Source organism: Clostridium perfringens, from assembly GCF_016027375.1.
Lineage (GTDB): Bacteria > Bacillota > Clostridia > Clostridiales > Clostridiaceae > Sarcina > Sarcina perfringens.
On the sequence record NZ_CP065681.1, the window covers coordinates 2143797 to 2168375 of the forward strand.

Genomic DNA, 24579 nt, shown 5'->3' on the forward strand with positions numbered 1-24579 from the left:
ATTAATCTACTCTCTAATATGGACTTGCTCCATATCCACCATTTTCAGTTACAACTCTACCTGTTGGTAAACCATTAGTTCCTATGTAAGATATAGAAGGTGTTGTATTATATCCTCCTACTGGAGAACTAGAACCACTAAATATCTTCCATTCTTCTTCTCTTCTTCTAACTAATCCTGGTAGAACTTGTCCGCCACCATGCACCCATTTTTTAAACTCATTATGTATGCTTTCGCCCCTTTCTCCAGCTACATATTTAGCTAAAAGTTGGCTACCTTTGAAACCATCAACACCACAGTTATAAGCAAATGAAGCAAGGCATCTACTTCTCTTTGTAGCATGTTAGTCACACCTTTAGCTTTAAGTATATTTAAAACTGGTACATAATAGAGCCTATTAAAATTATTTACTAAATAATGTGTAGCACTTGTTTCACTTAATGGAACACTTACACCAGATAATTCGCTTCCTGTCATTCCATAGCCAAGTGTCTTAACCCCAACGGAATCATAATAATGGTAAGGTGCATATCCTTCTATACCTTTAACATAATAAATTATATTTTTACTTGCTTTAGTTCCAGCATTTCCATTTACATTTCCTCCTGGGGTATCTTTTATTATTCTTCTTGCTCTATAATCAGAACCCCATGTAAATGCTCTCTCTCTTATATTTAATCCAGTTCTAGGTGCTTCAACACACATATGTTGTCCATCTTTTTCACCACTATACATAAATACATGTTGCGGTGTATTTGGTGCAGTGAAATGCATAAAAATTAAATCTCCAGGTTTTAATTCATTTTCTTTTATATCTTGTTTTAAAAATTTAAGATTAAAAAGCAAATCTAGCATTTGTTCCACCTCCCCTTACAACTGCTCTACTATTTGCATTACTATTTAATATATTTCCCATAGAATCTATGACTACTTTAGCGATAGTTTTACCATCTACAGGTATTATAATTTCGTAAATATTATTGTTTTGCTTATTGTCCTTACTATCTTCTTTAGCATTAAGAACCTTTTCTACACTTCTACTTACTAACTTATCTAATTTAGAAAGTGGAATTACTGCTTCATGTTCTTTTCCTTCTCCTACTAAAGCCATAGTTGCTTTAGTAACTATTCCCACTTCTGCTAAAGCTGGTATAGTAGGCAAGTTAACACCAAAATGACTTCCACCTATGCCAGGAATCCATGAAGGTACATCAAAACTTAATCCATTTATTCCTCGAATCGCCATATTAATTCCTGAAATTGCAGCATTAATAGGGGCTTTGATTATTCCACCTAGCATACCAAAAATAGACTTAACTATATCCGCCAAACCTTGGAATGCACTTCTCCAGTTTCCAGTAAAGACACCTTTAATAAATGTTATTATTCCAGTAAAGACACCTTTAACACCATTCCATATTACACTTACTGTACCAAAGAAACTATTAAGTTGAATACATAGTAGACCAAATGTTTGTGTCCAATCTCTACTAAATGCTCCTTTGAAAAAGTTAGCAAATCCTTTAAATATAGATTTTACATTTGACCATACCGCATTAACTCCATTTCTAAAGTTTTCACAGTGTTTATATAAATATACAAATGTTGCTGCTAATGCTACTAGTAATGTTATAACCAAACCGATTGGATTCATGGATAAGGCTAAATTTAAAGCTTTTTGTGCTAAAGTCATTGCTTTAGTTGCTACCGTAACGGCAACTTGTGCAGTTTTATAAGCCAACATTTTAACTTTACTAGCTGTCCATACTACTCCATTTTTAATTAATATAGCTGTATTTTTAATTAAAGATAATGTTAATTTTCCTAATTCTTTAACTACTAATAAAATACATTTACCAAACTCAATTACACCTTTTACAGTTGACTTAACTAAACTAACAGCAAATTTACCAACACTTTTTACACTATTCAAAATACCTTTACCAAATTTTCCAATTATATTAGTACCTTCTTTTGTTGCTTTAGCAAAGTCTTTTAATTTACCAGCACCATTTTTAAATGCTTTTGCTGTGTCTTTAGCAAATTTTATATTATCTTTTAAACCTTTCGATAGTTTACTAAATCCACCTAGCAATAAGTTAGCTCCGACAAAAGATGCTCCAAAACCAACCACTAAATTCTTTTGCCATCCAGACATATCTTGTAGTCCTTTAGTTAATGTACTCAATGCCTTAGCTCCCATAGAAATAAAAGGTGCTAATACTTCTCCAAATCCAACTAGACTATTTTTAGCCATATTCAAAGAAGTCCTTAAATCATTACCAGTAGTATTATTTATTTTTTCTAAAGCTTTATCTGTAGAACCTAAAGCATCATTCATAGCCTTTGTTTTATCCTTAAAATTATCAAATTGTGTTCCAGTAAGTGCTGTAACTGCTGTAAGTGCTTCTGTACTACTAAATAATTTACCCAACTTATCTGATTGTCCACCAGTTTCTTTTTGCAAGATCTGTAAAACTCCTGTAAGCCCTTTAGCTTTTATCATAGCTTGTCCGTTGCTATACCCATATTTCTTTATTAACTTATCCATGTCTGTAGTTGGTTTAATCAAGTTACTAAATACAGCTTTCATTTGTGTACTTACTTCAGCAGTATTACCTGTTACACCTGTTAAAGTAGCCATTGAACCAAACAATTCTTGCATACTAATATTTAATGTTGAACTTAAAGGGAATAAAGGTTTCATGCTTGATGCCATTTCTGGGAAAGTTGTTACCCCTAATTTAGCTGTTTGGAACGCTAAGTCAGAAATTTGTTTAGCTGTCTCTTCATTTACTTGGTTATATCCTTTCATACCAGCACTAATCAAGGCAACTGCATCATTTGTCTCTGATCCTCCAGCTTTGGCACTATTTGCCATAACATTAAAAATTCTTCCAGTTTCTTCTCCAGCATCTCCGATAGAAGAAATACAAGTGTACATACCTTCTGTTGTATCTTCTAAGCTTTTCCCTGTTTCTGTAGAAATTTCTAATATCTTATTTTTATACCCTTCTAAATGACTTTGATCATCTAACAAAGTATTAATATTAGCAGTTCCATCTTCAAATTTCATTTCAGAAAGTGCCATAGCTGTTCCTAAGCCAGTTATAGCAACACTAGCTGGTTTCATTTTATTGCTTATTTGACCAGCTTTTTCTCCAGCTTTTCCAAGTCCTTCTGTAAATTTATCTAATTTACTCTTCTCTAACTCTTTATTAACTTCTTCTAATGCTTTCTTATTCTCTAACAGTACTTTCTTACTATTATTAAGCTTAGTTTCTGCATTATTAAGCTTAGTAGTATTAGTTTCTATAGCCTTAGTATTTTGTGCATAATCTTCTTTTAATCCTTTAAGCTCCTTAGCTAATTCTTTAGATTCTTTACTATTCTTGCCTGTTGCTTCTACGCTTTCTTTATATTTTCTAGTAGTTTCTTCTATTTTAGAAGATAAGTCTTTTTGTGTAGATTTTTGCTTATCTAAATCTCCATTTAACTTTTTAATATTATTTGCTTGTGCATCAATCATTTTATTTTGAATCTGCATCTTAGAAGTTAATTCTGATTGTCTACTTTTAAGTAAATCTGTGCTTTTTCCAAAAAGTTTAGCCTGTGTATTAGCTAAATTAAAGCTACTTCCAACTTTCTTAAGTTCTTGTGTCATTTCCTTCATCTGCTTCTGAAAATCACTCGAATTAGCACCAATCTTAACATTAGCTGCCATATGTAACTACCTCCTTTCTACTCTATCTCCTCCTCATTTCTTTGATTTATACTAAACTCTATGTAATCTAATAAATCTAAGATATTCATATTTAATGTTGCTTCTAAGCTATTGTTAAAATTCTTAATAGAGTAGTGTATTATGTTATCTATAACATTTAGGTAATTATCATAAATATTTTCTTCTTCTATCTCTTCTAAATAACCATTTTCTCTGTCATAGTCATCAAAAGCACTTTTCTCTATTGTTATTTCTTCATTGCCAATAAATATTTCTCTAATTCTATCTTGTATTTTGTCTACATATTTTCTAATAAAAATATAGGTTTCAAAAAAATCATATATTTCTAATTGCATTATTTCATTCCTACTTAAATCTGAAAAAATATTAGAAACGATGTTATAGCATAAATCGATGTCTGCATTTTCATATTTTTTAGATAGCTTTATAAAATTTTTATAATTATAAGTAGTAAATTTATCTAAGTAATGGCAATTAATAGCTATATCATCAATTTCTATTTCTTGCCCTTCGTAAAAGCCTTTTGTAGTTTTTCAGCTTTGTTATTAACTTTAGTAGCTATATCAAAGTCTATTGCACTAAAATTTAGCATAATATCAGATACATCCATATCATCGTTAATATCATCTTCTGTAAATTGATTATCAAATATCTTTACAAGAACACTAACCATTTCATCTAAATCAGAATCAGCATAAACTTCTTTGGACGCTATTTTGTCTCTAACTTCTGTATAAACCCTATATTTACTTCTTGTTATTTTTCCACTTTCAAATTTTTTACCATTAACTATAACTTGCATATTATAATCTCCTTTCTTAATAAAAAAGAAGGTAGAATAATCTACCTTCCGACTATTTTTCTATTGGCTCTTGTACTTTAGTAAACCATGATTCTATTGCACTTTTAGCACTAGTATGTTCTTCTAACAGATAACTTTCGTCTACTTCAACACAAGAATTTCCATCTTTTTCTCTGGCATAAAATGTACCTTTCATTTTTGCTGTTTGAGTTTTAGTCTTATCTTGCTCCGTTTCATAGTCTTCTGTCCATCCACTATTAAATTTTCCACAATAATGCCATACAAATTCATACTTACCATTTGTATTTCTAGATCTCCAACCTATTGCTACTTCTTTAGCTTTATCATCTTTGTTATAAACAAGCATACCGTTTTTATAAGATGCACCACGAAGTATAGCTTTTTGCTCCATACTTAATTTATTAACATCAAATTCTATCTCTGTTCCTTCATCGCTTTCTATAATTTCTTCTATCGAATCGTCACTTCTAGTTGCTTCTGTACTTTTCTTAACTGTAACTTTCGCACTAATCGCCCTTCCTAATTTAACTGGTGTATCTGCTGTATAACCAGTTGCATCATTTTTAGTTACTATAGCTATATATATATCTTTAAGTGCTTTTCTTCTTGTTTTTAATACTTGTTCTGCCATCTATATATCCTCCTTTTAAATCTCTTCTAAATATGTAAAGCGTAAAGCTTTGTGATAAATACCTGTATCTACTTCATAAAAATCTTGTCCGCTTTCATATTTAAATTCATTTTTTTTCATTAATTTTCTAATTTTCTTTTTAAGAGTATAAGCTTCCAAAGAATCCATACTCCAAACATCTATTTGTAAATTATGTTCTAATGTACTAGCATCGTCATCTTCAAAATCATCTTCCTGATCTAAATATTCATGTACCGTTATATGTGTATTATTAAGTTCTTTATCATACCAACCTTCTATAACATCTACATTTAGACCAGCTAATGATTCACTAACTAATGCTATAATATCTAATTCTTCTTCCATGCCTACCTCCTATCTTTCTAATTTTTTTATCAAGTTTTCATATTCCTTAATTGCTATATTGTCATATTGTTTCTTTAATATCTTATTAACTTTACCAAATGAGTGGTGCGGTGGTCTTTGGCTAGATCCCCATTCTTCTATTTTCATATACCAATATTTACTGTTATCTGATTTATCCCATCCAACAATTACATATTGTCTTCCTTTAATTTTCTTAAATTTAGGTTGTGGAATATTATCTGCTGCATGTCCTGATGGTCTACTACCTTTTCTCCCACTCTTGCTATTGTCTCTACTCTTGTGAATCAATGGTTGTACAGTTTTATAAGCTAAATCTCCACATTCTTTAAGAACTTTCTTATTAGTTTTCTCTAAATCTTGTTCTGTACCTAATTCTTCACAAGTCTTTATAAGCTCATCTAAACCAGTAAATTCCATGCTAAAGCTACTCATTTATAATACTTCCTTACATTTCAACTTAATGTATTGCTTGTTATACCCCATAAAATCTGGGTAATAGATACTATATTTACGCCCTTGCCACTCTACTATAAAGTTATCTTTTTTTCTAAGTTCTTCTAACTTTTTACAATATCTAATCTTAAAGACAATAGTATTCTCTAGCTTAATTTCCATAGCTTCATATAATTCTTGTCCATACAGATCTAATATTTCTGCCCAACAATTATAGAACTCTGATGGAACTCCCTTTTGCCTTCTACCATTAACTATTTTATCTTCTAGTTTCTTAATGCTTATTCTATTATTCATTAACAATACCCTCACAATTAGATAATAATTCTAATATAGTGCTAGACATTCTATCATAACCATTTTTTTTAGAATCTAAATATAATCCCCTGTTATCATACTGGTCAGAAACCATTTTCTTAATTAGTAAATTAGCTAGATTAACTTTATCTGTATGTAATTTATAATTAATACCACAACAACTATCGATATATATTTGAGCTTGTTGTATTAGACTTGTTATTAATTCATCATCATCCGAATAATCTATTCTAAGATATTGTTTCATCTCTTCTAAGCTAACCATAGATTCACTCCTTTCTTATAATAAAAAAGAAGGGAGATTAATCCCTTCTAAAATTATTTTTATTATTCTATAGTAAGTTCTCCATAGCAATATAATTTATCACTTGCATCTACTTGTACACAGTCTATATGTTCAATAATTCTTGCATATGTAACATTTTTTAAGAAACCAGCTTGATCACTTGTAGCAAATGAATATTTACCATTATCTACAAACTTTACAGCTTCTTCTAAGTTACCATAAATAACTGGTACTTTTTTACCTACTGTTGGTAACATAGAGTTAGAGAATACTTCTATTGGGAAGCCATTAAACATCTTCTTAGTTGCATCTGTTGGATTAGGTTGTAATAATGGTCTACCATTTTTATCTTCTATAGCATCTAAGAAAGCAAATCCATCTTGGTTTGTAACAATTACACAACCATATAATACAGAAGGATCTAAATCTACACTTAAGGATTTCTTTAAAGCTTTATGGTCTGCTAAAGGCTTTTTAACTTTACCCTTACCTAATGTTTCTATTGCCATTTTATTTTCAGTTATTATAGCTTTCTTAGCAAATACATTAGCAACATAACCTATTAAATCGTTATCTGACATATTTAATAAAGTATTAGACAATGCAACAAATGCTCCTTTTTCTTTTAATGCGTAAGTTACATTCTTAAATTTAATATCTTTAGCTTCTGTTAATTCTGCTGAACCATCTTCTGCAAAATCTACTAAACCAGATACAGTTTCAAAATTTTCTATTGGGAAAGATCCTGTTAATGTAGAAGTTTCCATATGTCCTACAACGTCTCTTAAAGATTTATATTGTCTTATTAACTCTACAATTTTAGTAGATACTGTTTGTGGTAATATATATCCTTCTCCATTTTGTGGGTTATTAGCTAATAATGCTCTTTCTTCTTCATTTATAGATTTTCCTGTTGCAGCTTTAATAATTGCTCTTAATTCTTTTGCTGTTTGTTGTTCTCTATTTTCCATTTTTACATCATCCTTTCTTTCTTCTTTTTGTTTCTGTAAATCTCTCATTTCTTCTTCTGCTAATTCTTCTTCTATTCTTAGCATTTCTTTAGCATTTCTTAACTCTTCCATTTTAGCCTTAGCTCCATCTAAATCTTTAGCATTAGTTAGATTTCTAATTTCTCCAGTTAAGTTTTTAATTTGTTCTTTAATTTCATTTATTTTCATATTAAATATCTCCTTTCATAAAAAAAGAACCACCATTTATAGTAGTTCTGCTTCAATTTCTAATAATTCAATTTCTTTTTCTAAATCTCTTAATTCTTTAGCCTTTTCAACTTCTTTATTATGTAATTCAAAGCTTCTACAACTAGCTTCACTGTCTAAATAAGCTGGGAATGGAGTAATAGTAACTTCTATTAACTCTACTTCCTTAACTTTTCTTAAGTCCACTTTATCTTCTGTATAAGTCCATTCATCATCTAATACATAAAATCCAAAGCTACAACCATCTATATCTCCATTGCTAACTAATTCATATAGATCGTTCGCATAAGATATATTAGAATTTATTTTTAATTCAAAATGTAGTCCTACTTCATCTGTATTTAATTTTAGAGAACCACTCTTTGTAGAACCTAAAATCATATCAGAATTATGATTGTACATAGCATATATATTATGACCATCAGCTAAAGTTTTATCAAAAGCACCTGGTAAGACTTCTTCAAAAAATCCTAAATACTGACTACGAGTATTAAACTTATTTATGTATCCACTTATTACTTTTTCTTCTGTGTCTTCTAATGTTCTAGTAATTAAATCACTAGCGATAATTTTTCTAATTTCCTTCTGTTGTTTTTCCATTCTTCTCACCTCCCTTCAGCCAACTAGCTTCTCCAGAAATAATATTTTCTAAAGTAACTTGTCCACTTGGATATGTTAAAATATCTGCTCCTTCTATCTTGTTAAATCCTAAAATTTCTCTAACATCATTTGTTGTATAGACACCATTCTTAATATAATTACATAAGATTTCTTGCTGTACTTTTGGATTAACTCTAAGCATAACATTAACATTAAATCTTATCTTATAGCCTTGTTTAATCTGTAAATTAGTTAATAACTTATAATTTAGTTCTTGCTCTAATTGTGTAATTATTGGGCTTATAGTATTAGTTAAAAAAGATATATTTTCTTCTTCTGTTAACACTCCATTATCTATAAGTTTATAAGGAACACCTATAATATTAGCTATTTCCTTCTTACCATCTACTTTTAGTTCTGCAAACTGACTATCTACCAAAGATAAATTTAAAGGACTAATATTAAATCCGGCTGGTACTAAGAAAACTCTATTATTACTTTTATAAAGATTATTAAACTTTTCTTGTACTTGTCCTAGTTGTCCTCCATCTTTTATATCTGTTACAGTTTGTACTACTGCTTTACTTGTTAACCCATTCTCAAATAAGTCTTTCTGATACTTTTGTGCTTGTAAATTAGTATTAATACTATCTTTAGCATAATTTCTTACAGATTTACCATTTACACCATCAAATGAATTATCTTTTAGAATAATAATATCTTCTAAAAAGCAACTACCAGTAGAATTACCACATGAAAAATCTACTACAATTTTATTTTGTTTTATAGATTTGATTAATCCTAAATTATCTATAATTATAGAATTTATCTGTACGGGGTATAACGCTGTGGGAACACCTTTATTGTCTCTAATTATATATAATCCAGCTATGCCGTAATGCTTATAAGTAAGAATTAAAGATTTAATAACATCAAATGCACTCATCTCTTTATTTGACCTAAGTCTTAATAGAGTATATAAATCTTGCTCTGTAGCTTCTATTTCTCCATTTTCTGTTGTTTTCTTTAATAAAATAGGCAATTTAGCTATAGTATCTGCTAATATATTTATAGATTTTATATATGTACTATTGTTTAGTGCATTTTTAGTATCTATATTTTCTCCCCTTAAAAAACTAGCAAAATCATAAGTATTGTTGCTTTCACTTCTTTTTTCAGCTATTTTATCCAAAAACATCTATTCACCTCCCTTTCTAATAAATTTTAAATATTAAATAACCTAGTACACCTAGAAATATACTAAGCAAATACATTCCAATCCAAAAATTTAATAGAAAGGTAGTAAAAATGAATAAAAAAATAGAAGCTATTATAAATAACTCCGACCATAAGATTTTATTTTTAAGTTTTTTTATAATATTTTTCATTGTATCACCTACCAATCCATATTTAAAAGTTGTTCTATTGCATTATAATTATTGTTATCTTTAAGTAATTGTGTATAGCAAAATATCAATGCAGCAACCATATCTATTCTTTGTTTATTTTTATTTTCTTTAGCTAACATTTCATCATCACTTTTACCCTTAGTTGTTATAGCATTACTCATACACCAATCCAGAAGTTCATTTTTTTCATATTTAACTTCTCCATCATATATTTTTTTTCTAAACTCTTTAGTAGCCGGACTTAAATTAGTATATGTCTGTCTTAACTTTATTACATTATAATCTTGTTTTAATCTATCCATCATTTCTCCAGCGTTCATAGGATCTGTTATAATATAGTCTATAGTGCAATTATATTTATCTTCTAAACTTCTTATATATTCTTCTACCAAAGTATAATTTACCGTCATACCGTCATGAATATCGCAATATCCAAGTTCTGCATATCTTTTATAATCTATTCTCTCTCTACGTTTAGCCAAGCTATCTGCTGGTAAAAATCCTTTGCTATGACAATACAGTATATTATTTTCTTTATACATTATAGATACTGCTGTAAGGTCAGTAGTTACAGATAAATCTACTCCAACCATAATATGTTTACCACTAAAATCTATTTTGTCTACTCTACATTTCTTCCATGCATTTATATCTACATACTTATTAATCTCGTTAGTTTCTAAGAAAATATTTAAATGTTTAGTAAGAAACTCTTCTTGTTCACTAACTTTCACTTTAGCTATATCCCTATTTTCCATTATTTCTTTGTAGTTTTCTTCAACTCTCAGCGGATTAGCTTTATATATAGCATTATCTCTCCATGCTTCTTCTCTATCTGCATAATAAAGTAAAGCAAATAATTTTTTATTTTCTATGGTACCTTCTAAAACAGCCTTTACATACTCTAACTCTTCCAACATTATACTGTCACTATTAGCATAAGCTGTTGTTATCTTAAGCATTAACGGATTTTTAACACTTAATTGTCCACTTCTCATAGCTTGTATATTGCTATTATCTTTAAATGCTCCTACTTCATCAACGCATACTACACAAGGTCTTATGGCGTTGTTCTTGTCTGCTTCAGCTGTTCTTGCCTGGTAATAAGAGTTGGTTAATTTACAAGTTACTTTCCCACTTAAAATTTTACTTATATTAAAATATTTAGTTAAAGCTGGACTAGCATTTATTATTTGTGTCATTGCTTTTTTGACTTCTGTAGCTAACTCTCTATCTAAGCAAATAGAATAAAATTCGCTATACTCTTCTTCCGTTAACATTAAAAGAATTATTACTATAGCAATAATAAATGTTTTAGCATTTTTTCGAGGAATAAATAGAACTACATCTCTATATCTAAATTTGTCCCTATCATTTTTATATCTCCATCCAAAAATTGCACATAAAAATAAGGCTTGGAAACCAACCAAACCTTCTAATACATTACCTTTAATAAATCCTGTAGCAAAATTAAATAACTTTAATAAATTATTTATTACAAGTAATTTATCTTCATCAAAGCAAAACTCAAAACTCTCATCATATTGCTTTTCATAGTAATCATCTAAAAATATTTGACATTGTTGTTTAACTTCTTTAGTAGTAATTTCTTTTCCATCTACTACATCTTTAGCATATCTTATAGCTTTATCTAATAGTAACATTATTTGTTGCCACCACCTAACGCAGCAAGCAAAGGATCATTTTCTTTTGCTTTCGCATTAACATTAATTAAGCTTAATTTACTTCTACTTGAAGGACTTAATCCTAGCTCCATGCAGCATTTATTATATATAGCATTATAATCTTTATAAATAGTCGTGGCTGGATTTCTATATAATGTACCATCTTCCTTAGTTAGAATAACTCCAGTTTTATCTATTATATCTTTACATTCTTGCATTCTTAATATAGAATCTACAGTTGTTAATAATATTTCTATATCTAAATTGTTTAATATATTGCTTTCTCTTAGCTCTCCTACTAAATTTTTATAAACTTTTTTCCCTTCTTTAGAAAGGGTGGTAGGAGTTCTATAAACTTTATTATCTCTACCTTTTAACTTTTCTTCCTGTTCTTTTCTATTTGCAATTTCTTCTTTAGTTAAATGTTTATTTAGTAAATTTACTGGTTTAGATGCTTTAGCCAATATTATCCTCCTCCTTTCTAAAATAATCCATAAGGGAAATTCGTGTTACTGAGAGAGTGACTCGGACTTTTTGACATTTCTATCGTATCAATGACCACTCCCCCGGTATCTTATAATTTATATGTCTCCTTATATTTTTTTAATATATCTCTTAACCTAGCTTGTTCTATAGCCTTATTATTCTTATATTCATTATGTATCTTCTGATGACATCTAGTGCATAATGGTATTAAGTTATCTTTGTCTAACCTTCTATTCCAATCTTCTTTTAACTCTACAATATGATGTGTAGTAGTACACATTTCTATAATACCTTTGTCCCAACAACATAAGCACATGCCTAAATATCTTCTCTTAATAATCTCTGATAATGTTTTCCATTGATTGTTAGCATAGAACTGTTGTTCTTTCTTATCTTTTCTATAATGCTTATACTGTCTATAGGTTTCCTTAGTACACCGTTCACACTTAGTTCCTACCTTTATTTTATCTCCACATTTACCACATATTGTATATATAGGCATTTATATCTCTCCTTTATTATTAATACTCACTTACGTGTATTTTATTTAAGATAATAATATCTATAATATACAATAAGACTTAACACCAATTTCTAACATTTCTTTAGTATAGATATCTGCTAATCTATCTTCATTTCCTGAGATAAATTCTACTTTATATCTATTAAATAAAGTTTTTCTTAAAATATTAGCTAACTCTTTATTTTCAATTACTTCTATATTATCAGCTAAATGTCTTAAATTATTTCTTCTATTAAAATATGTTTTTATAATTTTTCTTTCTTTTCTAGTAAATCCTATCATCTTTTTTAATCCTCCATTTTCTTTCTTGTATATCCTAATGGTTCTATCAATCCTTCTTCGGCAGCAATTTGTCTTATTGCTCTTTCTCTTATAAAATTTCCTGAAATAATGAAGCCAGTTCTAGGCTGCCATAAATCTATAGCTAGTCCGTATTCTGTCATTTCTATACTTCTAACTACATCATTTGTTACTACATTTACATATCTTTCACCTTGCTTTATATTTTTCATAACTTCTTCAAATCTCATATCTATATCTCTCCTAACATATTTATTTTGTTATAAACATTAAGCTACACTCTTTCGTTCTTCTAATTTTTCTGTTAAATAATCTCTTACCTTTATTGCATCTTCTAAAGTTTTATATTCTTTATATGTTTGTACCATAAATCCATTTTTTGTTTGATATATACTAACACAATTTATATATTGCTTTAAGAATTTCTTTAATTTCTTTGCTTCAGATAGTGTTTTATAACTTCTCATTAATCTAACAACATATCTTCCTTTATAAAATCTTATATTTTTTAATTTTAATTCATTTACATCTAACATATACTACACACTCCTGTTATTATTTTTATTAAGCAAATAATTATTGTTCCTGCATACAATATTAAACCCCATTTATTTTCTATCTTTGCGACTTTATAAATTGTCAAAATAAACAACGCAAATATTAATAAATAAACATAATCAATTATCATTGTATAATCACCTACTATTCTTCTATATTTCTTATGTAAAAAGATATTTTCCCGTCTGCAAAGTCTTCTACTGTAGCAATACCTTGTCTATGTACTGCTTGTACTATGTTATCGTCTACACTATAGATCCTATTAAATATCATATCAATGAAGCTTTTATCTAAATTAGCTATGTCTACATCTTTCTTTACTGTATAGTTGATAAATAATTCTATAGGCTTGTTATAGTCTACATCCCAATAATCTATATCTGGCACTTGATTACAAGGAAAATATTTAATCCAATTCTTATAAGCATTAGACTTAACGCATTTACCTTCTATATAGCTATACATATAATTATTACTAAAGCCATGACAATCTAACGTCACAAATTCTTCATCTCTAACAACATATTTAGTTTCTATATCTTCTAATTGTTGCTTTAATTTAGTTATCTGCTTCTGTTGCCCTGTCTTAAGACCTCCATGTTTTTTATTTTCTAGCTTAATAATATCTTTATTTATATCAGTTAATAATTCCTGCATAGCTAACATTTCACTTGCTCTTAACTTAGACTTATCTCTATTTAGTCTTTGTTCTAAACCTTTGACAATTAGCTTAGATAGTTTAACTCTATCACTATTATTTAATCTTTTAGCTTTCCACTCTTGTTTAGATAACTCTGTAAATAATTTATAATCTTCTGTAATATTTGTAGAGTTTAAGAATGTTTTTCTAATTCTGTATGTACCAAACTTCTCTTCGAAATTAATAGCTTCTTTAGTAGCATTCTCTAGTATTACAACGCCTTTTTGCCTTAGTTGGGTTAATACCTGTCCTACCCAAAGCATAAATTTAGTAGCTTTTTCATTTTTCGCTTTACCAATGAGTGCATACATTACATATTCTGGAATGAAATCACCATGCCCACAAGTGGGTACGCCTAATTCTGTTAAATATTCATTAACTCTATCCCATCTAATAACTTCATTACCACTTTTTGCTACTCTAGTCCAACCACAAAACTTAGCTACATCATCAATCATAACTTCACTTGTATTTTCACCCATTCTAAATGTTATGTTTTGTCCTTCAAATTTTTCTGTTAATAATTGTAATTCCTTCATTTTTTAATATCCCCTTTATAATAAATTTTTGATGTTTTTGATAACACAGAACATCTTAACTGTGTAATAAACCCACCTATGATCTAACTTTCTTAGCTTGCTTGGTTGTACGCATACTAGCTAAAGGATTACTAAATTTGATATTTAATTATAAAGAGTAACTATTATCTACTAGCCTTAATTCTTAAGAAAAAAGGGTATAAAAAAAGAGTGTCTATCTAAGCCACTCCCATTCTTCTATATCTGTTTTTATATCATAGAAAACACTAACAAATTGCTTATAATAAGCCACTTCTTGTTTTAAATTTTCTGTTTCTTTATATCTTTCTACTATTTCTTTGTTAATCTTCTCTACTTTATTTATATTATTTCTAGCACTCCAAGTAGCTAATTGTTTAGCCTTTCTGTACAAGAAACTCTTAGTTCTATGTATTTCTTTAGTTCTCCAATTAACTTCTGTATAATAAAGATTCTTAATAAATAAATACATAAGTTGACTTAAATCTATATCTTCTAAAACATCAGCAAATAATTCTATTTTATTATCTGTAGATTTAATAGATAACTTATATCCTAACTTTTGCTTAGTTATCTTTACAGAAAACTCATCATCAATAAATATTTGATGTTTTAATCTTTTTGTTATTATTATTTCTAATTCTTTTATCATTTTTACATACCACCTTCGTATAATATTTTTTGCAATAAAAAAGAGACTACTAAATTAATAGTAATCTCTAATCTGTAGCTCCAAACCCAATTCATGATTTCATCTAAACAAGCTACGGCACACACCACATTTGCTACTGTTAAGTCCTAGTACATAGTTAGCTTAACCATCTTGTTTTGTACTTAAACAAGGCACTCCTAGTCTCGTGTGATTTTCCATTTTTGATTTAAAAATATCCCTTTTAGGATGACTGTTTAAACAGCATTGTATTTTTTACTAAGCAAACCGAAATTTTATTAGTCGCATATCGGTTAGCGACAATTGTATCAAATCTATGTTTGTTTCCTAGGTTTTCGGTACATAGAGAAACCCTAACTTCGCCAGTACATAATAATACCCCTGACTACTACCCATTTATTAATCGGAATGGTGCCGATGTGTTGGTATAGAGTTGCTTTATTAAGTGTGCAGCCCTAATAAGTATCACTTGTATAAGAAAAAAAAATACGAGGAATTTATGAATAATTTTCTTTTCATAACCGAAAGCGTACGCAAAACGTGGAACGTTTGCGGTAGCTAACACACTAATGCTTAATAATTAAATATTTTCATACATAAAAAAAGAACCTAGCTTGTTTATTTGCTAAGTTCTTTTTTGTATAAGTCTTCACATTCATTTAAAGTAACATATAATGCTTTACATCCCTCCTGAGAATTCTCCTCTTTCAAGAAACTATATCCTTTTGGATATTCATGAAATTTTAATCCAGCCTTATTTTTCTTCATATAAAAGTCTACAGAATCTGGAACTGAAAACAAATGGATATATTTCACACCAACATGTTCTTCCTTTAAATGAATTGCAACTTTAACAGCCATCGCTAACATTTTTGATCCCAAACCAAGTTTTTCATAATTAATATCTACACCTAATCTTGCTATTTCTAATGCTGGTAAAACTTTATGTAAATTATAATCTTTAACTTGGATTCCATTACATTTCAAAGTGTAATATGCAACTATTTTATTGTCTTTTTCATCTATTAATATATAAGTATTTCCTTCACCAGAACAATCATAATTATGAGCATCATTCTTCAAAAAATTTTCTATACTCTCATCTGAACACTCAAAATCTCCTACTAATCTTAAATGCTCTAATGATTGATTTAGCTTAGTTAAAACTAATTCCATATTACTTTATTTTTATATCCTTTACTAAATCCAAGCATTTTTTAATAGTATCTTTACTTATTTTTGCTTTTTCTGATTCTTTTAAAAATTCTTTTGCCACTCTTCCTTCCAATGTTTGTAATATTCCCATTGATACTCCCATACTTATTTCCTCCTTGTCGCCAATACACTTACTTCCTTTTTTTTCATTACATTTAATCTTTGCTTTACTATTCCATTTCTTTATAATCATAACCATCACCTTATTACCATATATTTACTTTTATGATAACATGTAAAGCTTGTCCAATTAAAGAAATTTCATTAGTCAAATTTTGTAAAATTGTTCCTTGTTTACCTTAATTATAACATTTTTTGTCCTGAAAAAGTGACAAAGTTGTTAACTTTTTGTTAATTTAGCAAACTTAATGTATGATTTTGTAGAAAAAGGGCTATAATTAGAAAGCCTTTCATATAATAAATATACAAAAACAAAAAACAGCCTAAGATAATAAATTCTAAGTCATTAAATTATAATATTAAATACTACACTAATTAGTCACCCCTAGTCATACACTAAAGTGTAACGCCCCTCAAGGGGCTTGACTTTGCTAGCCACCTTTGGGTGTCCACGCAATAACATATTTCTTTATTTCCAAATAGTGTATGTACAAAAAAGAGAAAAAAACAACACTTCTATATATATGGGATTGCTGTAATTTTCCTAAAAATGTACACATACTTCAATTTCTCGCCAAAATGCAATACCATTATATAAAATGTTACAAATTAATATATTATTGTTCCACTTTTACTATTCTTTTTATATAATAAATTTTATAGTAAAAGTGGAACATCTTAATTTATTTTTGTAACAATAATATATCTTTTACCCCTATTAATGCCTTTACCTTCTTTTTTAGGTTTACTTATTGCATAACTTAAATTTAAATCATCTCTAATTATATTTTCCATTGTAGAAGGTCTTAATTTTTTAGTTCTATAATCTTTATTTGTTTTTATAGTTATTAATTCTCCAACAATTAAATCTGATAATTTTTGTTGTTCTTCTTCATATAATCTTTGTCCAACTATTCTTTCTAAAAAATCTTCTAATTTTTCAACTTCTTCAATATCAACTACATCTTCTATTAAATTATTTTTATCAAATGTATCTTCTAATCCTAACCAGCTTAATTGCTCTTTAATATATGCAAATTCATCATTATATAGTTTATTCCTTATATCTTTACAGAAAGTATTATCATTAAATAATCTTGCATATCCTAGTAAATTTACTGTATACTCCATATCTTTATTCAAGTGAAATAGATCTTTAGGATAATTAGTGTTATCATTGTATTTTCTTTTAAAAGCTTCTATATTATCTTTATATAAATCTAGATCATTAAACTTTTTACCTTGTCTATGTAATAAAGTATTAAAACTCTTAACACTTAACATAGGAATATATAAATTTATAATTGGTGCATTTAATATATTAAATCTCTTTCTTCCAAGCTCTTGTATAAAAGTAACTTTATCATATGCCAGAATAACTAAACTTTTAACTTTATCATCTTTTATATTTACACCATTATCTAGACATTTTGTAGTTATTAATACCTTTGTTTTAAAAGTACCTGTATTCAATATGTTTTCTTTTTCTATAGACTTCTTACTAGAATGTATAAAATCTGCTGTTATATTGTTATCATTTAACTTTTCTTTTAGAGCTTGTCCTTTTTCTTTAGAAGTTACAAATATAAGCCATTTATCATCTGTATTATCATTTTTGATAAGCTGATATACATCTGTTTCTAATTTCTTAAAATATTTAACATTTAGATAACTATAATCTATATTAGAAGTATATTCATGTATTTCTTTTTTTCTACCTAACACTTTTTTATTATTATTTTCATTGTATTTATTTATTGTATTATTAACTTCTTCCATTGTTGCACTTATAAATATTCTTATAGATTTATTATAAGATTTTTCTACAAGCTCTTTAAAAGCTAAATAAGTCTTATTCATGTAACTGCTATCAGTTAAAAAGAAGTGACATTCATCGCAAACTATATATTTATAAAAATCTAATGAGTTATCTTTATTAAGATATATATTATCTAGTTTTCCTTCTGATATAGCATGATAAGTAGCTACTGTTACATTTTCTATAACTGTTTGCTCATCTAACCATTCTGTATCAACTTGTTTTTTTTCTTTGTCTATATATTCTATTTTTTTATTATATTTTCTTAATAAGTCTAATTTAACTTGTCTTTTTAATTCTGTTCTATTACATATGTAGATCATCTTTTCAAAACAATTCATATTATCTACTAATCCACGATTATTTTTATCGCCGATTATAAATCTTGTCTTTCCAGTACCAGTTTGAGCTTGTATTTTTACTATATCTCCATCTTTCCAATGTTTATAATTCTCTCCTATTACATCACTTATCCATTTTAAGTTTAATTTCACCATAATTTTTCACCATATCCTTTCTATTGTTTATTTCTACACCATTTATCGTAAACTTCTTTTGTTTCTTCTGATCCAAATACAAAATAAATCTTTCCAGTAACTTTATTTACTGCTGGTCTTTCTAAAGGCATAACGCCATTTTGCATATAAAAATATGCCTGTTGCCAGTTATATATATAATATTTCTTATACATTACATTCTCCCCTTTGTATCTTTAATTTTGTAGAACTCTCGTTCCATAACCGAAGGTGTAAGGGGTAAGGAATACCCCTGTAACCTAAGTCCTTACAAGCTCTCACTCTTTGGTGTCCACTTATTATCATTAAAAAACTTCTCTTGTTCTTCCTGTGACATTCTAGCCCATATCTATTTTCATTTATATTAACTTATAAACTATATGTACACTTTTTTTATTAAGCTTGTACTCTACTACTTCTACTTCTTGTCCATCTTCTAAATCAGGTATCTCATAGAATCCACCTAATTTATTTTCTCCTAATTTAAATCCTTCTCTAGTAAATATAAGTCTTGTATATGTTTCTATACTATTTTCAAATCCTTCTTCAGTTTTCTTAAAGCCTATCTTATGTAATCCACCTAATCTTTTTTCTGCCGCTATTCTATCTTTATCTATTAAGTTATTGTCTTTAAATCTAGTATCTATCTTAGAATACTTCTTAAACATCCAGTCTATCTCTCCATTAATATCTTCTATATAAGCATAAGCTTTAGTCTTATAATTTTCTGTTAGCACTTTATCTATTGTGTCCCAAGCAATATCAAACAAGAAGTTTACTTTAATTATACTTTTATCTATTTTTAACATTCTTAAAATATCATTATATTCTATATTCTTTATAGCTTCTCTATACTCTTTTATAGAATATAACTTAAATAAATCTAAACACTCTAAATCAGTAAAATCTTCAGATATATTTAAAAAATTTCTAATAAAGAAAGGATTACAATAATTCCATTGTAATTTATTATCTTTACCACTTTTTCCATTAGAACTTTTTTTATTATAATTTGATATTAATTCCATTAATCTCCCATTTAATTTCCCTAGTCCTGTCATATCAACAGCTTTATCTATTTCTTCAAATAATAAAGTTTTATTGCTCTTAATACTACTTTTTTTACTAATTACTGTATCAGTAGAAAAGTCTTCTTTAGATCCTTCTATTTCTTCTTCGGTAAAATCATCATTAATTTTATCTATATCATATTTCAATTCCTTGCCTACATATTTTGCAAATTTATCCAAAGAACTATTATAATTCATAACTTTATAAATATCATCTTTATTAAATTTCATAAAATAAGGTTTATCTATATTCTCCCATTTTTCTATATAAGACAAATCTTCTTCCCCAGGAAATCTCAATGTTTTTGGTGCATCTATTGCTTGCATAGATAGTTGAATACATTGATATGATGCTATAGATTTATCAAAGAAACCTTCGGTTATTAATTCTTTTTGTTTATTTAAATCAAAACTAACTTGTTCTACTAAAGTACCTTTCTTTAAACTTTTTTCTAAAGCTTTGTTGAATTCTTTTTTTATTTCCCTGAATTCTTTTTGTAGTTTTATCCATTCTTCTTTTTTAGCTTTTCTGTCATGCTTAGACCAAATCTCATTTAATTCTTCCCATTTTTCTTTGCCTAACTTATTTTCTCCCCAAATATCTCTAAGTTTAAAATAGGAATACTTATGATCATTTTTATAATAATAATTAGTTTGTGCAATACTATTTATAATAACTGTACTATTAGCTATTTTTCCTATAAGATTACCACTCGATAGCACTTCATTCTCCCAACGTTGTTTTCTACTATATATATGCTTAGGATTTTCTATTCCGTCTGATAAATTTACAAATATTTTTTCTGAAGTAATTACTGCGTTATATAATATGTCACTTTTAGAAACTAAACATCCATCTCCGTCTTCATCAGCTCCTGACATCAACATATGAGTATTGTCTTTTTGATTGAAGAAAATTATTTCTGAAGTATAATCTTTACACCATTTATCTAACTTATCTGTAAGAATTGTTTTTTGTATCTCTTGATAACATGCAATAGGATTACGAGATATTGTAACTTTTTCACTAGCCCAAGTAGGTATGTAAAATTCTTTTTCTGCTAGTCCATTATCTCCCCTATGTCCTAACATTAGCATATTACAGAATGTGACAGGGCAAGGTGCTATAATCTTATATCCACCTTCTATATAAAATTTACCACCTTTAAGCAATCTTATTTTCTTTTTAATCATGTTTATTATTGTAGTTCTTACTGGTTTAATTTTTAAAGCACTATCTCCTATTGTTTGTAGCATTCTATGAGCTTTAAAAGAAGCTGATAATTCTGAGTTGTTAACAATACCGTCATCATCTATTATGATGTCTTTAGCTATATCTCCTAGAAAAAGTCTTATACTATCTAAATCGAAGTCTATAAGCTTTTTATAATAATCTATTGTTGGTTGTGCTAATTCTATTAGTTCTTTATAAGTTATTGCTAAATTGTTAAGTAATTGATAATTAGTTAAGGCGTGTGTTTTTAATTTTTTAGGATCTTTATTAGTTTTTGTGATATATAAACTATTAGTAATTGTTTTATATTTATTATCGAAACTTTCTCTTGCTATTAAGTATTCTGTCATGCTAGAAAAATTCTTTGCCCATTTACATTGACTTTCTGTAAGAATTAAGTCTACATTATTTATACATTGCATATCTCCCCAAAAATCTCTAACATAATATCCATCTTCTCTCTTCTCAAAATGTCCTTCTATATCTTCTTTATAGTTATCGGCTATGTATTGCATAAAGTCGAATTTAAGACATAATCCCTTGATAGCTAATCCGTTATATCCCCTGATAATAGCAAAGTCTACGTTATAATTTAATCCTAATTGCTCCTGTATTATTTCTGCCATTTTAGGAGACATAAGACCAGCACCATCGAACATAGTATGTTTATAAGCTTCTGGATGACTTTCTGGAGTAATAGGTTCTACTTTATCTAATCCATTTGTAAAGGCTACATAATTATCTTGTTTATATGTATATTCTCTGTCTTGTAATACTATAAATTTAGGTGTGTAATTAATCTTATTTGTACCTGATATTGCTAAACCTAGTCTAGCCGTAACATCTTTAACTATAGGAATATTTTTTCCTTCCCATTGTTTAGATTTACCTAAGCTTAATATGTTTTCTAATATATCTCTAAATTCTGCTTTAGATTCTTTAATAAATAAATATTCCATTTTGTATGTTTTCTTACCGATCTTTTCTTCATGTTTTTGCATAGAAGGACTTGTTAAGAGTGGTATATATTTTTCTTCATTATATGTAATTTCATTCTTAAGATTTTCTAATTGTTCTCCATCTTTAAAAATAACCTTTATTATATCTTCTATATATTCTCCGTTCTTATATCTTATATTATTATAAATACTCAGTGCTTCTAAAATAACGTTCTGACTAAGACTTATTTCCTTTACCTTTTCTCCATTTCTAACGTAACTAACTTTGTATTGTTGTAATTTCTTCATAAATTCCATCCCATCCTTTTTTATTTAATATATTTTTAGTTATTATAAGGCTCATACCTGGGTATAAGCCTTGAGTTATTTACATATTATTCTTGTATTTTAACATTATCTTTTTTTATATTTGCAATTATATAATTAAGTTTTTCAACTAAATTTTCATAATCATTTATATAAAAATCATTTATATCTACATTATAAAATTCACTTTTTTTAGAATATTTAAGTTTAAAATCAACCTCATCTAATTTGTTGTTGTTTATTATATTAAAGTCATTACAAACACTATCTCTAAAATTTATATAAGTTGCTTTTAAATCTTCTAAACTTTCAAAATATATGTGTCCTTCTATCCAAACTAATAATTTCCCATTTTCAGTTTTTGTAATATCTAAATCTACAATATCATAAATTACTTCTTCTTCATCTAATAAAGCCCCCTTTTCTTTTTTATAGTTTGCTAAGTTAATTACTTTTGTCATAATACTTCTCTCCTTTTGTTTTTAGATTTGTATTTCTTTAAGTTTTATCTATTATACAGTTTAGCTACTAACAAACTTATTGTTTCTGTAAACTCCGTATTAAGCTCTGTCTTTCCTTCTTCTACTAATAGTAAATGACTTTGTAATGCAAATAATAAATCTGGAACTGTATCCTTTGTTATTTTGCTAGTTCCTGTTATTTCTTTGATTATTTGTAGGTCTTCTAACATTATCTCTTGCTTACTAAGTCTTATAAAGTCTTCTCTAATAACGCTCATATTCTCTACTCCTTCACTTTTTAATTCTTTGGTTAATTGTTCTTTTCTCATAATATATTTCTCCTTTTGTTTAAAAATTTTATTTTAATTACTCCCAATTTGCTCCTAATGCAAACATTTCACAACTTGTTATTTCTTCTTCTGCTTCAATCATAGCCTTAAATAGCTTCATTTTTTTATTTAGATTATCTTCATCAATATCTGGATTATTAGCAACCTCCAACGCATAAACTATAGTTTGTACTGTACCCCTATGTATATATTTTTTATCTAAAACTTTTAAAATTGTGCTAAATATATCTACTACACTTTTAGCTGTTAATGCTGCATCAAAATCATCTTCATATTCTTCATATGCATTTATATATACTTTTTCAAAATAATCAATTAGATTTTCCACTAACTCTTGTTTTGCAATTCTATAATCTCTTACAGACTTATTTACTACATCTTTAGTAATAATTTCACTTCTTGACTTTTTTGAAGATTCTTCTAAACTTGTTTGTAATAATATATCTTGAATTTTAATCCTATCTATATTATTTATTTCTTTAACAATCCATTCTGGAGCTATTCCAAAAATATCTTTTAGATCTTCATAATATTTTTCATTTATATTTCTTCTACCAGCAATCCAATTTGTAACTGTTTGCCTACTTATATTCATTCTTTTAGCTAATTCAGAATAACTAATATTGTTTAAACTACATAAATATTCTAATCCTATCATTTTAACAAACTCCTTTTGAATACATTAAGTATTTTGTATTCATATTATACACCTATAAAAGTCGCATTTGTATTCAAAAAGAGTTTATTAACAAATTATTTACAATTTTACTACTTAGGTATATTAATCTATTCCTCTATATCTAAGAAACCATTCATTGATAAGTTCTCCTTCAAGTTCATTAAATACCTTATGTCTTATCATAATTCCGTCGTTAACCTTAGCTATTGTTATGTATTCTCCATCAGCTTCAACTTCTTCTATAATACCGCTTAACAAACATCTAAAATCAAATCCACTCATTCTTTCTTTAAAAAGAACTGATTTATTATCATAAACAAATCTTTCTAGGTTTAATTCCTTGTTTTTAGTCTTACTAAAAAATTCCTTTGGATCTATAAATATTCCATCACAAACTTTAAAATTTAAATCAATCATTTTTTCTCTCCCTTTTACTTATTTAAAATCTTATATAATTTCATACTTTCGCTTACTTGTGATAAGTTTCTCAATGCTTATACCTT

General features: G+C 27.7%; 29 protein-coding genes and 1 pseudogene. All 30 read right to left on the bottom strand.

From position 1 onward, the window contains the following. Positions 1-13 precede the first annotated feature (13 nt). The 30 genes and pseudogenes from I6G60_RS15300 to I6G60_RS10335 all read right to left on the bottom strand — a co-directional run bounded on the left by I6G60_RS15300 (position 14) and on the right by I6G60_RS10335 (position 24493). Positions 14-205 carry a hypothetical protein gene (locus I6G60_RS15300; protein ID WP_223932445.1) on the bottom strand — a complete coding sequence of 64 codons (192 nt, stop codon included), beginning with the start codon at positions 203-205 and terminating at the stop codon, positions 14-16. Between the two features lie 6 nt (positions 206-211). After that, a pseudogene (locus I6G60_RS10195) lies at positions 212-855 on the bottom strand (glycoside hydrolase family protein); the annotation flags it as partial. Next, entirely contained in the window at positions 836-3724 is a 2889-nt protein-coding gene (locus I6G60_RS10200; protein WP_197925280.1) for a phage tail tape measure protein, read from the bottom strand. The gene I6G60_RS10200 and the pseudogene I6G60_RS10195, both read right to left, overlap by 20 nt. Before the next feature lie 17 nt (positions 3725-3741). Next, complete coding sequence (locus I6G60_RS10205; protein WP_003472924.1) at positions 3742-4080, bottom strand: hypothetical protein; 339 nt, start codon at positions 4078-4080, stop codon at positions 3742-3744. A 161-nt stretch (positions 4081-4241) separates the two neighbouring features. Beyond that, on the bottom strand, positions 4242-4547 hold the full coding sequence (gene gpG / locus I6G60_RS10210; protein ID WP_197925282.1) for a phage tail assembly chaperone G: 306 nt from the start codon (positions 4545-4547) through the stop codon (positions 4242-4244). 52 nt (positions 4548-4599) lie between these two features. After that, the gene (locus I6G60_RS10215; protein ID WP_197925284.1) at positions 4600-5199 is read right to left on the bottom strand and encodes a major tail protein; all 600 of its coding nucleotides are present in this window, start codon (positions 5197-5199) and stop codon (positions 4600-4602) included. A gap of 15 nt (positions 5200-5214) precedes the next feature. Next, positions 5215-5565, bottom strand: coding sequence for a hypothetical protein (locus I6G60_RS10220; RefSeq protein WP_011010264.1), 351 nt, complete (start codon positions 5563-5565; stop codon positions 5215-5217). Between the two features lie 9 nt (positions 5566-5574). Continuing rightward, entirely contained in the window at positions 5575-6018 is a 444-nt protein-coding gene (locus tag I6G60_RS10225) for an HK97-gp10 family putative phage morphogenesis protein (RefSeq protein ID WP_197925286.1), read from the bottom strand. Continuing rightward, a complete protein-coding gene (locus I6G60_RS10230) occupies positions 6019-6336 on the bottom strand; it encodes a phage head closure protein (RefSeq protein ID WP_197925288.1) in 318 nt (105 codons plus the stop codon). Further along, positions 6329-6622, bottom strand: coding sequence for a head-tail connector protein (locus I6G60_RS10235; protein WP_197925290.1), 294 nt, complete (start codon positions 6620-6622; stop codon positions 6329-6331). The genes I6G60_RS10230 and I6G60_RS10235 overlap by 8 nt, the downstream gene beginning before the upstream one ends. A 62-nt stretch (positions 6623-6684) precedes the next feature. Next, a complete protein-coding gene (locus tag I6G60_RS10240) occupies positions 6685-7821 on the bottom strand; it encodes a phage major capsid protein (RefSeq protein ID WP_011010260.1) in 1137 nt (378 codons plus the stop codon). 36 nt (positions 7822-7857) lie between these two features. Beyond that, positions 7858-8460, bottom strand: coding sequence for an HK97 family phage prohead protease (locus I6G60_RS10245; RefSeq protein WP_197925292.1), 603 nt, complete (start codon positions 8458-8460; stop codon positions 7858-7860). Beyond that, positions 8435-9658, bottom strand: coding sequence for a phage portal protein (locus I6G60_RS10250; RefSeq protein ID WP_011010258.1), 1224 nt, complete (start codon positions 9656-9658; stop codon positions 8435-8437). The genes I6G60_RS10245 and I6G60_RS10250 overlap by 26 nt, the downstream gene beginning before the upstream one ends. 198 nt (positions 9659-9856) lie before the next feature. Then, entirely contained in the window at positions 9857-11533 is a 1677-nt protein-coding gene (locus tag I6G60_RS10255; protein ID WP_197925294.1) for a terminase large subunit, read from the bottom strand. Next, the gene (locus I6G60_RS10260) at positions 11533-12018 is read right to left on the bottom strand and encodes a phage terminase small subunit P27 family (RefSeq protein ID WP_041707768.1); all 486 of its coding nucleotides are present in this window, start codon (positions 12016-12018) and stop codon (positions 11533-11535) included. The genes I6G60_RS10255 and I6G60_RS10260 overlap by 1 nt, the downstream gene beginning before the upstream one ends. A gap of 110 nt (positions 12019-12128) precedes the next feature. Next, positions 12129-12542: an HNH endonuclease signature motif containing protein gene (locus I6G60_RS10265; RefSeq protein WP_110083490.1), complete on the bottom strand. Its 414-nt coding sequence runs from the start codon at positions 12540-12542 to the stop codon at positions 12129-12131. A 60-nt stretch (positions 12543-12602) separates the two neighbouring features. Beyond that, positions 12603-12845 (bottom strand): hypothetical protein, encoded by a 243-nt coding sequence (locus I6G60_RS10270; RefSeq protein WP_124229129.1) that lies wholly within the window; start codon positions 12843-12845, stop codon positions 12603-12605. A 5-nt stretch (positions 12846-12850) separates the two neighbouring features. After that, positions 12851-13093 carry a hypothetical protein gene (locus tag I6G60_RS10275; protein ID WP_197925295.1) on the bottom strand — a complete coding sequence of 81 codons (243 nt, stop codon included), beginning with the start codon at positions 13091-13093 and terminating at the stop codon, positions 12851-12853. Positions 13094-13132: 39 nt separating this feature from the next. Further along, complete coding sequence (locus I6G60_RS10280) at positions 13133-13399, bottom strand: hypothetical protein (RefSeq protein WP_011010250.1); 267 nt, start codon at positions 13397-13399, stop codon at positions 13133-13135. A gap of 166 nt (positions 13400-13565) precedes the next feature. After that, positions 13566-14660, bottom strand: a complete 1095-nt coding sequence (locus I6G60_RS10285) for a hypothetical protein (protein WP_110002968.1) — start codon at positions 14658-14660, stop codon at positions 13566-13568. A gap of 214 nt (positions 14661-14874) precedes the next feature. Further along, complete coding sequence (locus tag I6G60_RS10290; protein WP_110002967.1) at positions 14875-15330, bottom strand: hypothetical protein; 456 nt, start codon at positions 15328-15330, stop codon at positions 14875-14877. Between the two features lie 636 nt (positions 15331-15966). Further along, complete coding sequence (locus I6G60_RS10295; RefSeq protein WP_057232557.1) at positions 15967-16524, bottom strand: GNAT family N-acetyltransferase; 558 nt, start codon at positions 16522-16524, stop codon at positions 15967-15969. A 1-nt stretch (position 16525) separates the two neighbouring features. Continuing rightward, on the bottom strand, positions 16526-16756 hold the full coding sequence (locus I6G60_RS10300) for a hypothetical protein (RefSeq protein ID WP_197925297.1): 231 nt from the start codon (positions 16754-16756) through the stop codon (positions 16526-16528). A gap of 605 nt (positions 16757-17361) precedes the next feature. Then, entirely contained in the window at positions 17362-18999 is a 1638-nt protein-coding gene (locus I6G60_RS10305; RefSeq protein ID WP_197925299.1) for a DEAD/DEAH box helicase, read from the bottom strand. 20 nt (positions 19000-19019) lie between these two features. Beyond that, entirely contained in the window at positions 19020-19193 is a 174-nt protein-coding gene (locus I6G60_RS10310; protein ID WP_158524061.1) for a hypothetical protein, read from the bottom strand. A gap of 183 nt (positions 19194-19376) precedes the next feature. Next, positions 19377-22568: an RNA dependent RNA polymerase gene (locus I6G60_RS10315; RefSeq protein WP_197925300.1), complete on the bottom strand. Its 3192-nt coding sequence runs from the start codon at positions 22566-22568 to the stop codon at positions 19377-19379. Between the two features lie 86 nt (positions 22569-22654). Beyond that, complete coding sequence (locus I6G60_RS10320; protein ID WP_197925302.1) at positions 22655-23047, bottom strand: hypothetical protein; 393 nt, start codon at positions 23045-23047, stop codon at positions 22655-22657. Between the two features lie 44 nt (positions 23048-23091). Continuing rightward, entirely contained in the window at positions 23092-23376 is a 285-nt protein-coding gene (locus I6G60_RS10325) for a hypothetical protein (RefSeq protein ID WP_223932443.1), read from the bottom strand. Positions 23377-23413: 37 nt separating this feature from the next. Then, a complete protein-coding gene (locus I6G60_RS10330) occupies positions 23414-24055 on the bottom strand; it encodes a helix-turn-helix domain-containing protein (protein WP_110078266.1) in 642 nt (213 codons plus the stop codon). Positions 24056-24178: 123 nt separating this feature from the next. Further along, on the bottom strand, positions 24179-24493 hold the full coding sequence (locus tag I6G60_RS10335) for a hypothetical protein (RefSeq protein ID WP_197925304.1): 315 nt from the start codon (positions 24491-24493) through the stop codon (positions 24179-24181). Between the last annotated feature and the right edge of the window lie 86 nt (positions 24494-24579).

Bases quoted from the DNA above. Each gene is read 5' to 3' on its own strand.
- I6G60_RS10200 (WP_197925280.1), bottom strand. From the start codon at position 3,724: ATGGCAGCTAATGTTAAGATTGGTGCTAATTCGAGTGATTTTCAGAAG.
- I6G60_RS10205 (WP_003472924.1), bottom strand. From the start codon at position 4,080: ATGCAATTAGAAATATATGATTTTTTTGAAACCTATATTTTTATTAGA.
- gpG (WP_197925282.1), bottom strand. From the start codon at position 4,547: ATGCAAGTTATAGTTAATGGTAAAAAATTTGAAAGTGGAAAAATAACA.
- I6G60_RS10215 (WP_197925284.1), bottom strand. From the start codon at position 5,199: ATGGCAGAACAAGTATTAAAAACAAGAAGAAAAGCACTTAAAGATATA.
- I6G60_RS10220 (WP_011010264.1), bottom strand. From the start codon at position 5,565: ATGGAAGAAGAATTAGATATTATAGCATTAGTTAGTGAATCATTAGCT.
- I6G60_RS10225 (WP_197925286.1), bottom strand. From the start codon at position 6,018: ATGAGTAGCTTTAGCATGGAATTTACTGGTTTAGATGAGCTTATAAAG.
- I6G60_RS10230 (WP_197925288.1), bottom strand. From the start codon at position 6,336: ATGAATAATAGAATAAGCATTAAGAAACTAGAAGATAAAATAGTTAAT.
- I6G60_RS10235 (WP_197925290.1), bottom strand. From the start codon at position 6,622: ATGGTTAGCTTAGAAGAGATGAAACAATATCTTAGAATAGATTATTCG.
- I6G60_RS10240 (WP_011010260.1), bottom strand. From the start codon at position 7,821: ATGAAAATAAATGAAATTAAAGAACAAATTAAAAACTTAACTGGAGAA.
- I6G60_RS10245 (WP_197925292.1), bottom strand. From the start codon at position 8,460: ATGGAAAAACAACAGAAGGAAATTAGAAAAATTATCGCTAGTGATTTA.
- I6G60_RS10250 (WP_011010258.1), bottom strand. From the start codon at position 9,658: ATGTTTTTGGATAAAATAGCTGAAAAAAGAAGTGAAAGCAACAATACT.
- I6G60_RS10255 (WP_197925294.1), bottom strand. From the start codon at position 11,533: ATGTTACTATTAGATAAAGCTATAAGATATGCTAAAGATGTAGTAGAT.
- I6G60_RS10265 (WP_110083490.1), bottom strand. From the start codon at position 12,542: ATGCCTATATATACAATATGTGGTAAATGTGGAGATAAAATAAAGGTA.
- I6G60_RS10270 (WP_124229129.1), bottom strand. From the start codon at position 12,845: ATGATAGGATTTACTAGAAAAGAAAGAAAAATTATAAAAACATATTTT.
- I6G60_RS10275 (WP_197925295.1), bottom strand. From the start codon at position 13,093: ATGAGATTTGAAGAAGTTATGAAAAATATAAAGCAAGGTGAAAGATAT.
- I6G60_RS10280 (WP_011010250.1), bottom strand. From the start codon at position 13,399: ATGTTAGATGTAAATGAATTAAAATTAAAAAATATAAGATTTTATAAA.
- I6G60_RS10285 (WP_110002968.1), bottom strand. From the start codon at position 14,660: ATGAAGGAATTACAATTATTAACAGAAAAATTTGAAGGACAAAACATA.
- I6G60_RS10290 (WP_110002967.1), bottom strand. From the start codon at position 15,330: ATGATAAAAGAATTAGAAATAATAATAACAAAAAGATTAAAACATCAA.
- I6G60_RS10295 (WP_057232557.1), bottom strand. From the start codon at position 16,524: ATGGAATTAGTTTTAACTAAGCTAAATCAATCATTAGAGCATTTAAGA.
- I6G60_RS10300 (WP_197925297.1), bottom strand. From the start codon at position 16,756: ATGATTATAAAGAAATGGAATAGTAAAGCAAAGATTAAATGTAATGAA.
- I6G60_RS10305 (WP_197925299.1), bottom strand. From the start codon at position 18,999: ATGGTGAAATTAAACTTAAAATGGATAAGTGATGTAATAGGAGAGAAT.
- I6G60_RS10310 (WP_158524061.1), bottom strand. From the start codon at position 19,193: ATGTATAAGAAATATTATATATATAACTGGCAACAGGCATATTTTTAT.
- I6G60_RS10315 (WP_197925300.1), bottom strand. From the start codon at position 22,568: ATGAAGAAATTACAACAATACAAAGTTAGTTACGTTAGAAATGGAGAA.
- I6G60_RS10320 (WP_197925302.1), bottom strand. From the start codon at position 23,047: ATGACAAAAGTAATTAACTTAGCAAACTATAAAAAAGAAAAGGGGGCT.
- I6G60_RS10325 (WP_223932443.1), bottom strand. From the start codon at position 23,376: ATGAGAAAAGAACAATTAACCAAAGAATTAAAAAGTGAAGGAGTAGAG.
- I6G60_RS10330 (WP_110078266.1), bottom strand. From the start codon at position 24,055: ATGATAGGATTAGAATATTTATGTAGTTTAAACAATATTAGTTATTCT.
- I6G60_RS10335 (WP_197925304.1), bottom strand. From the start codon at position 24,493: ATGATTGATTTAAATTTTAAAGTTTGTGATGGAATATTTATAGATCCA.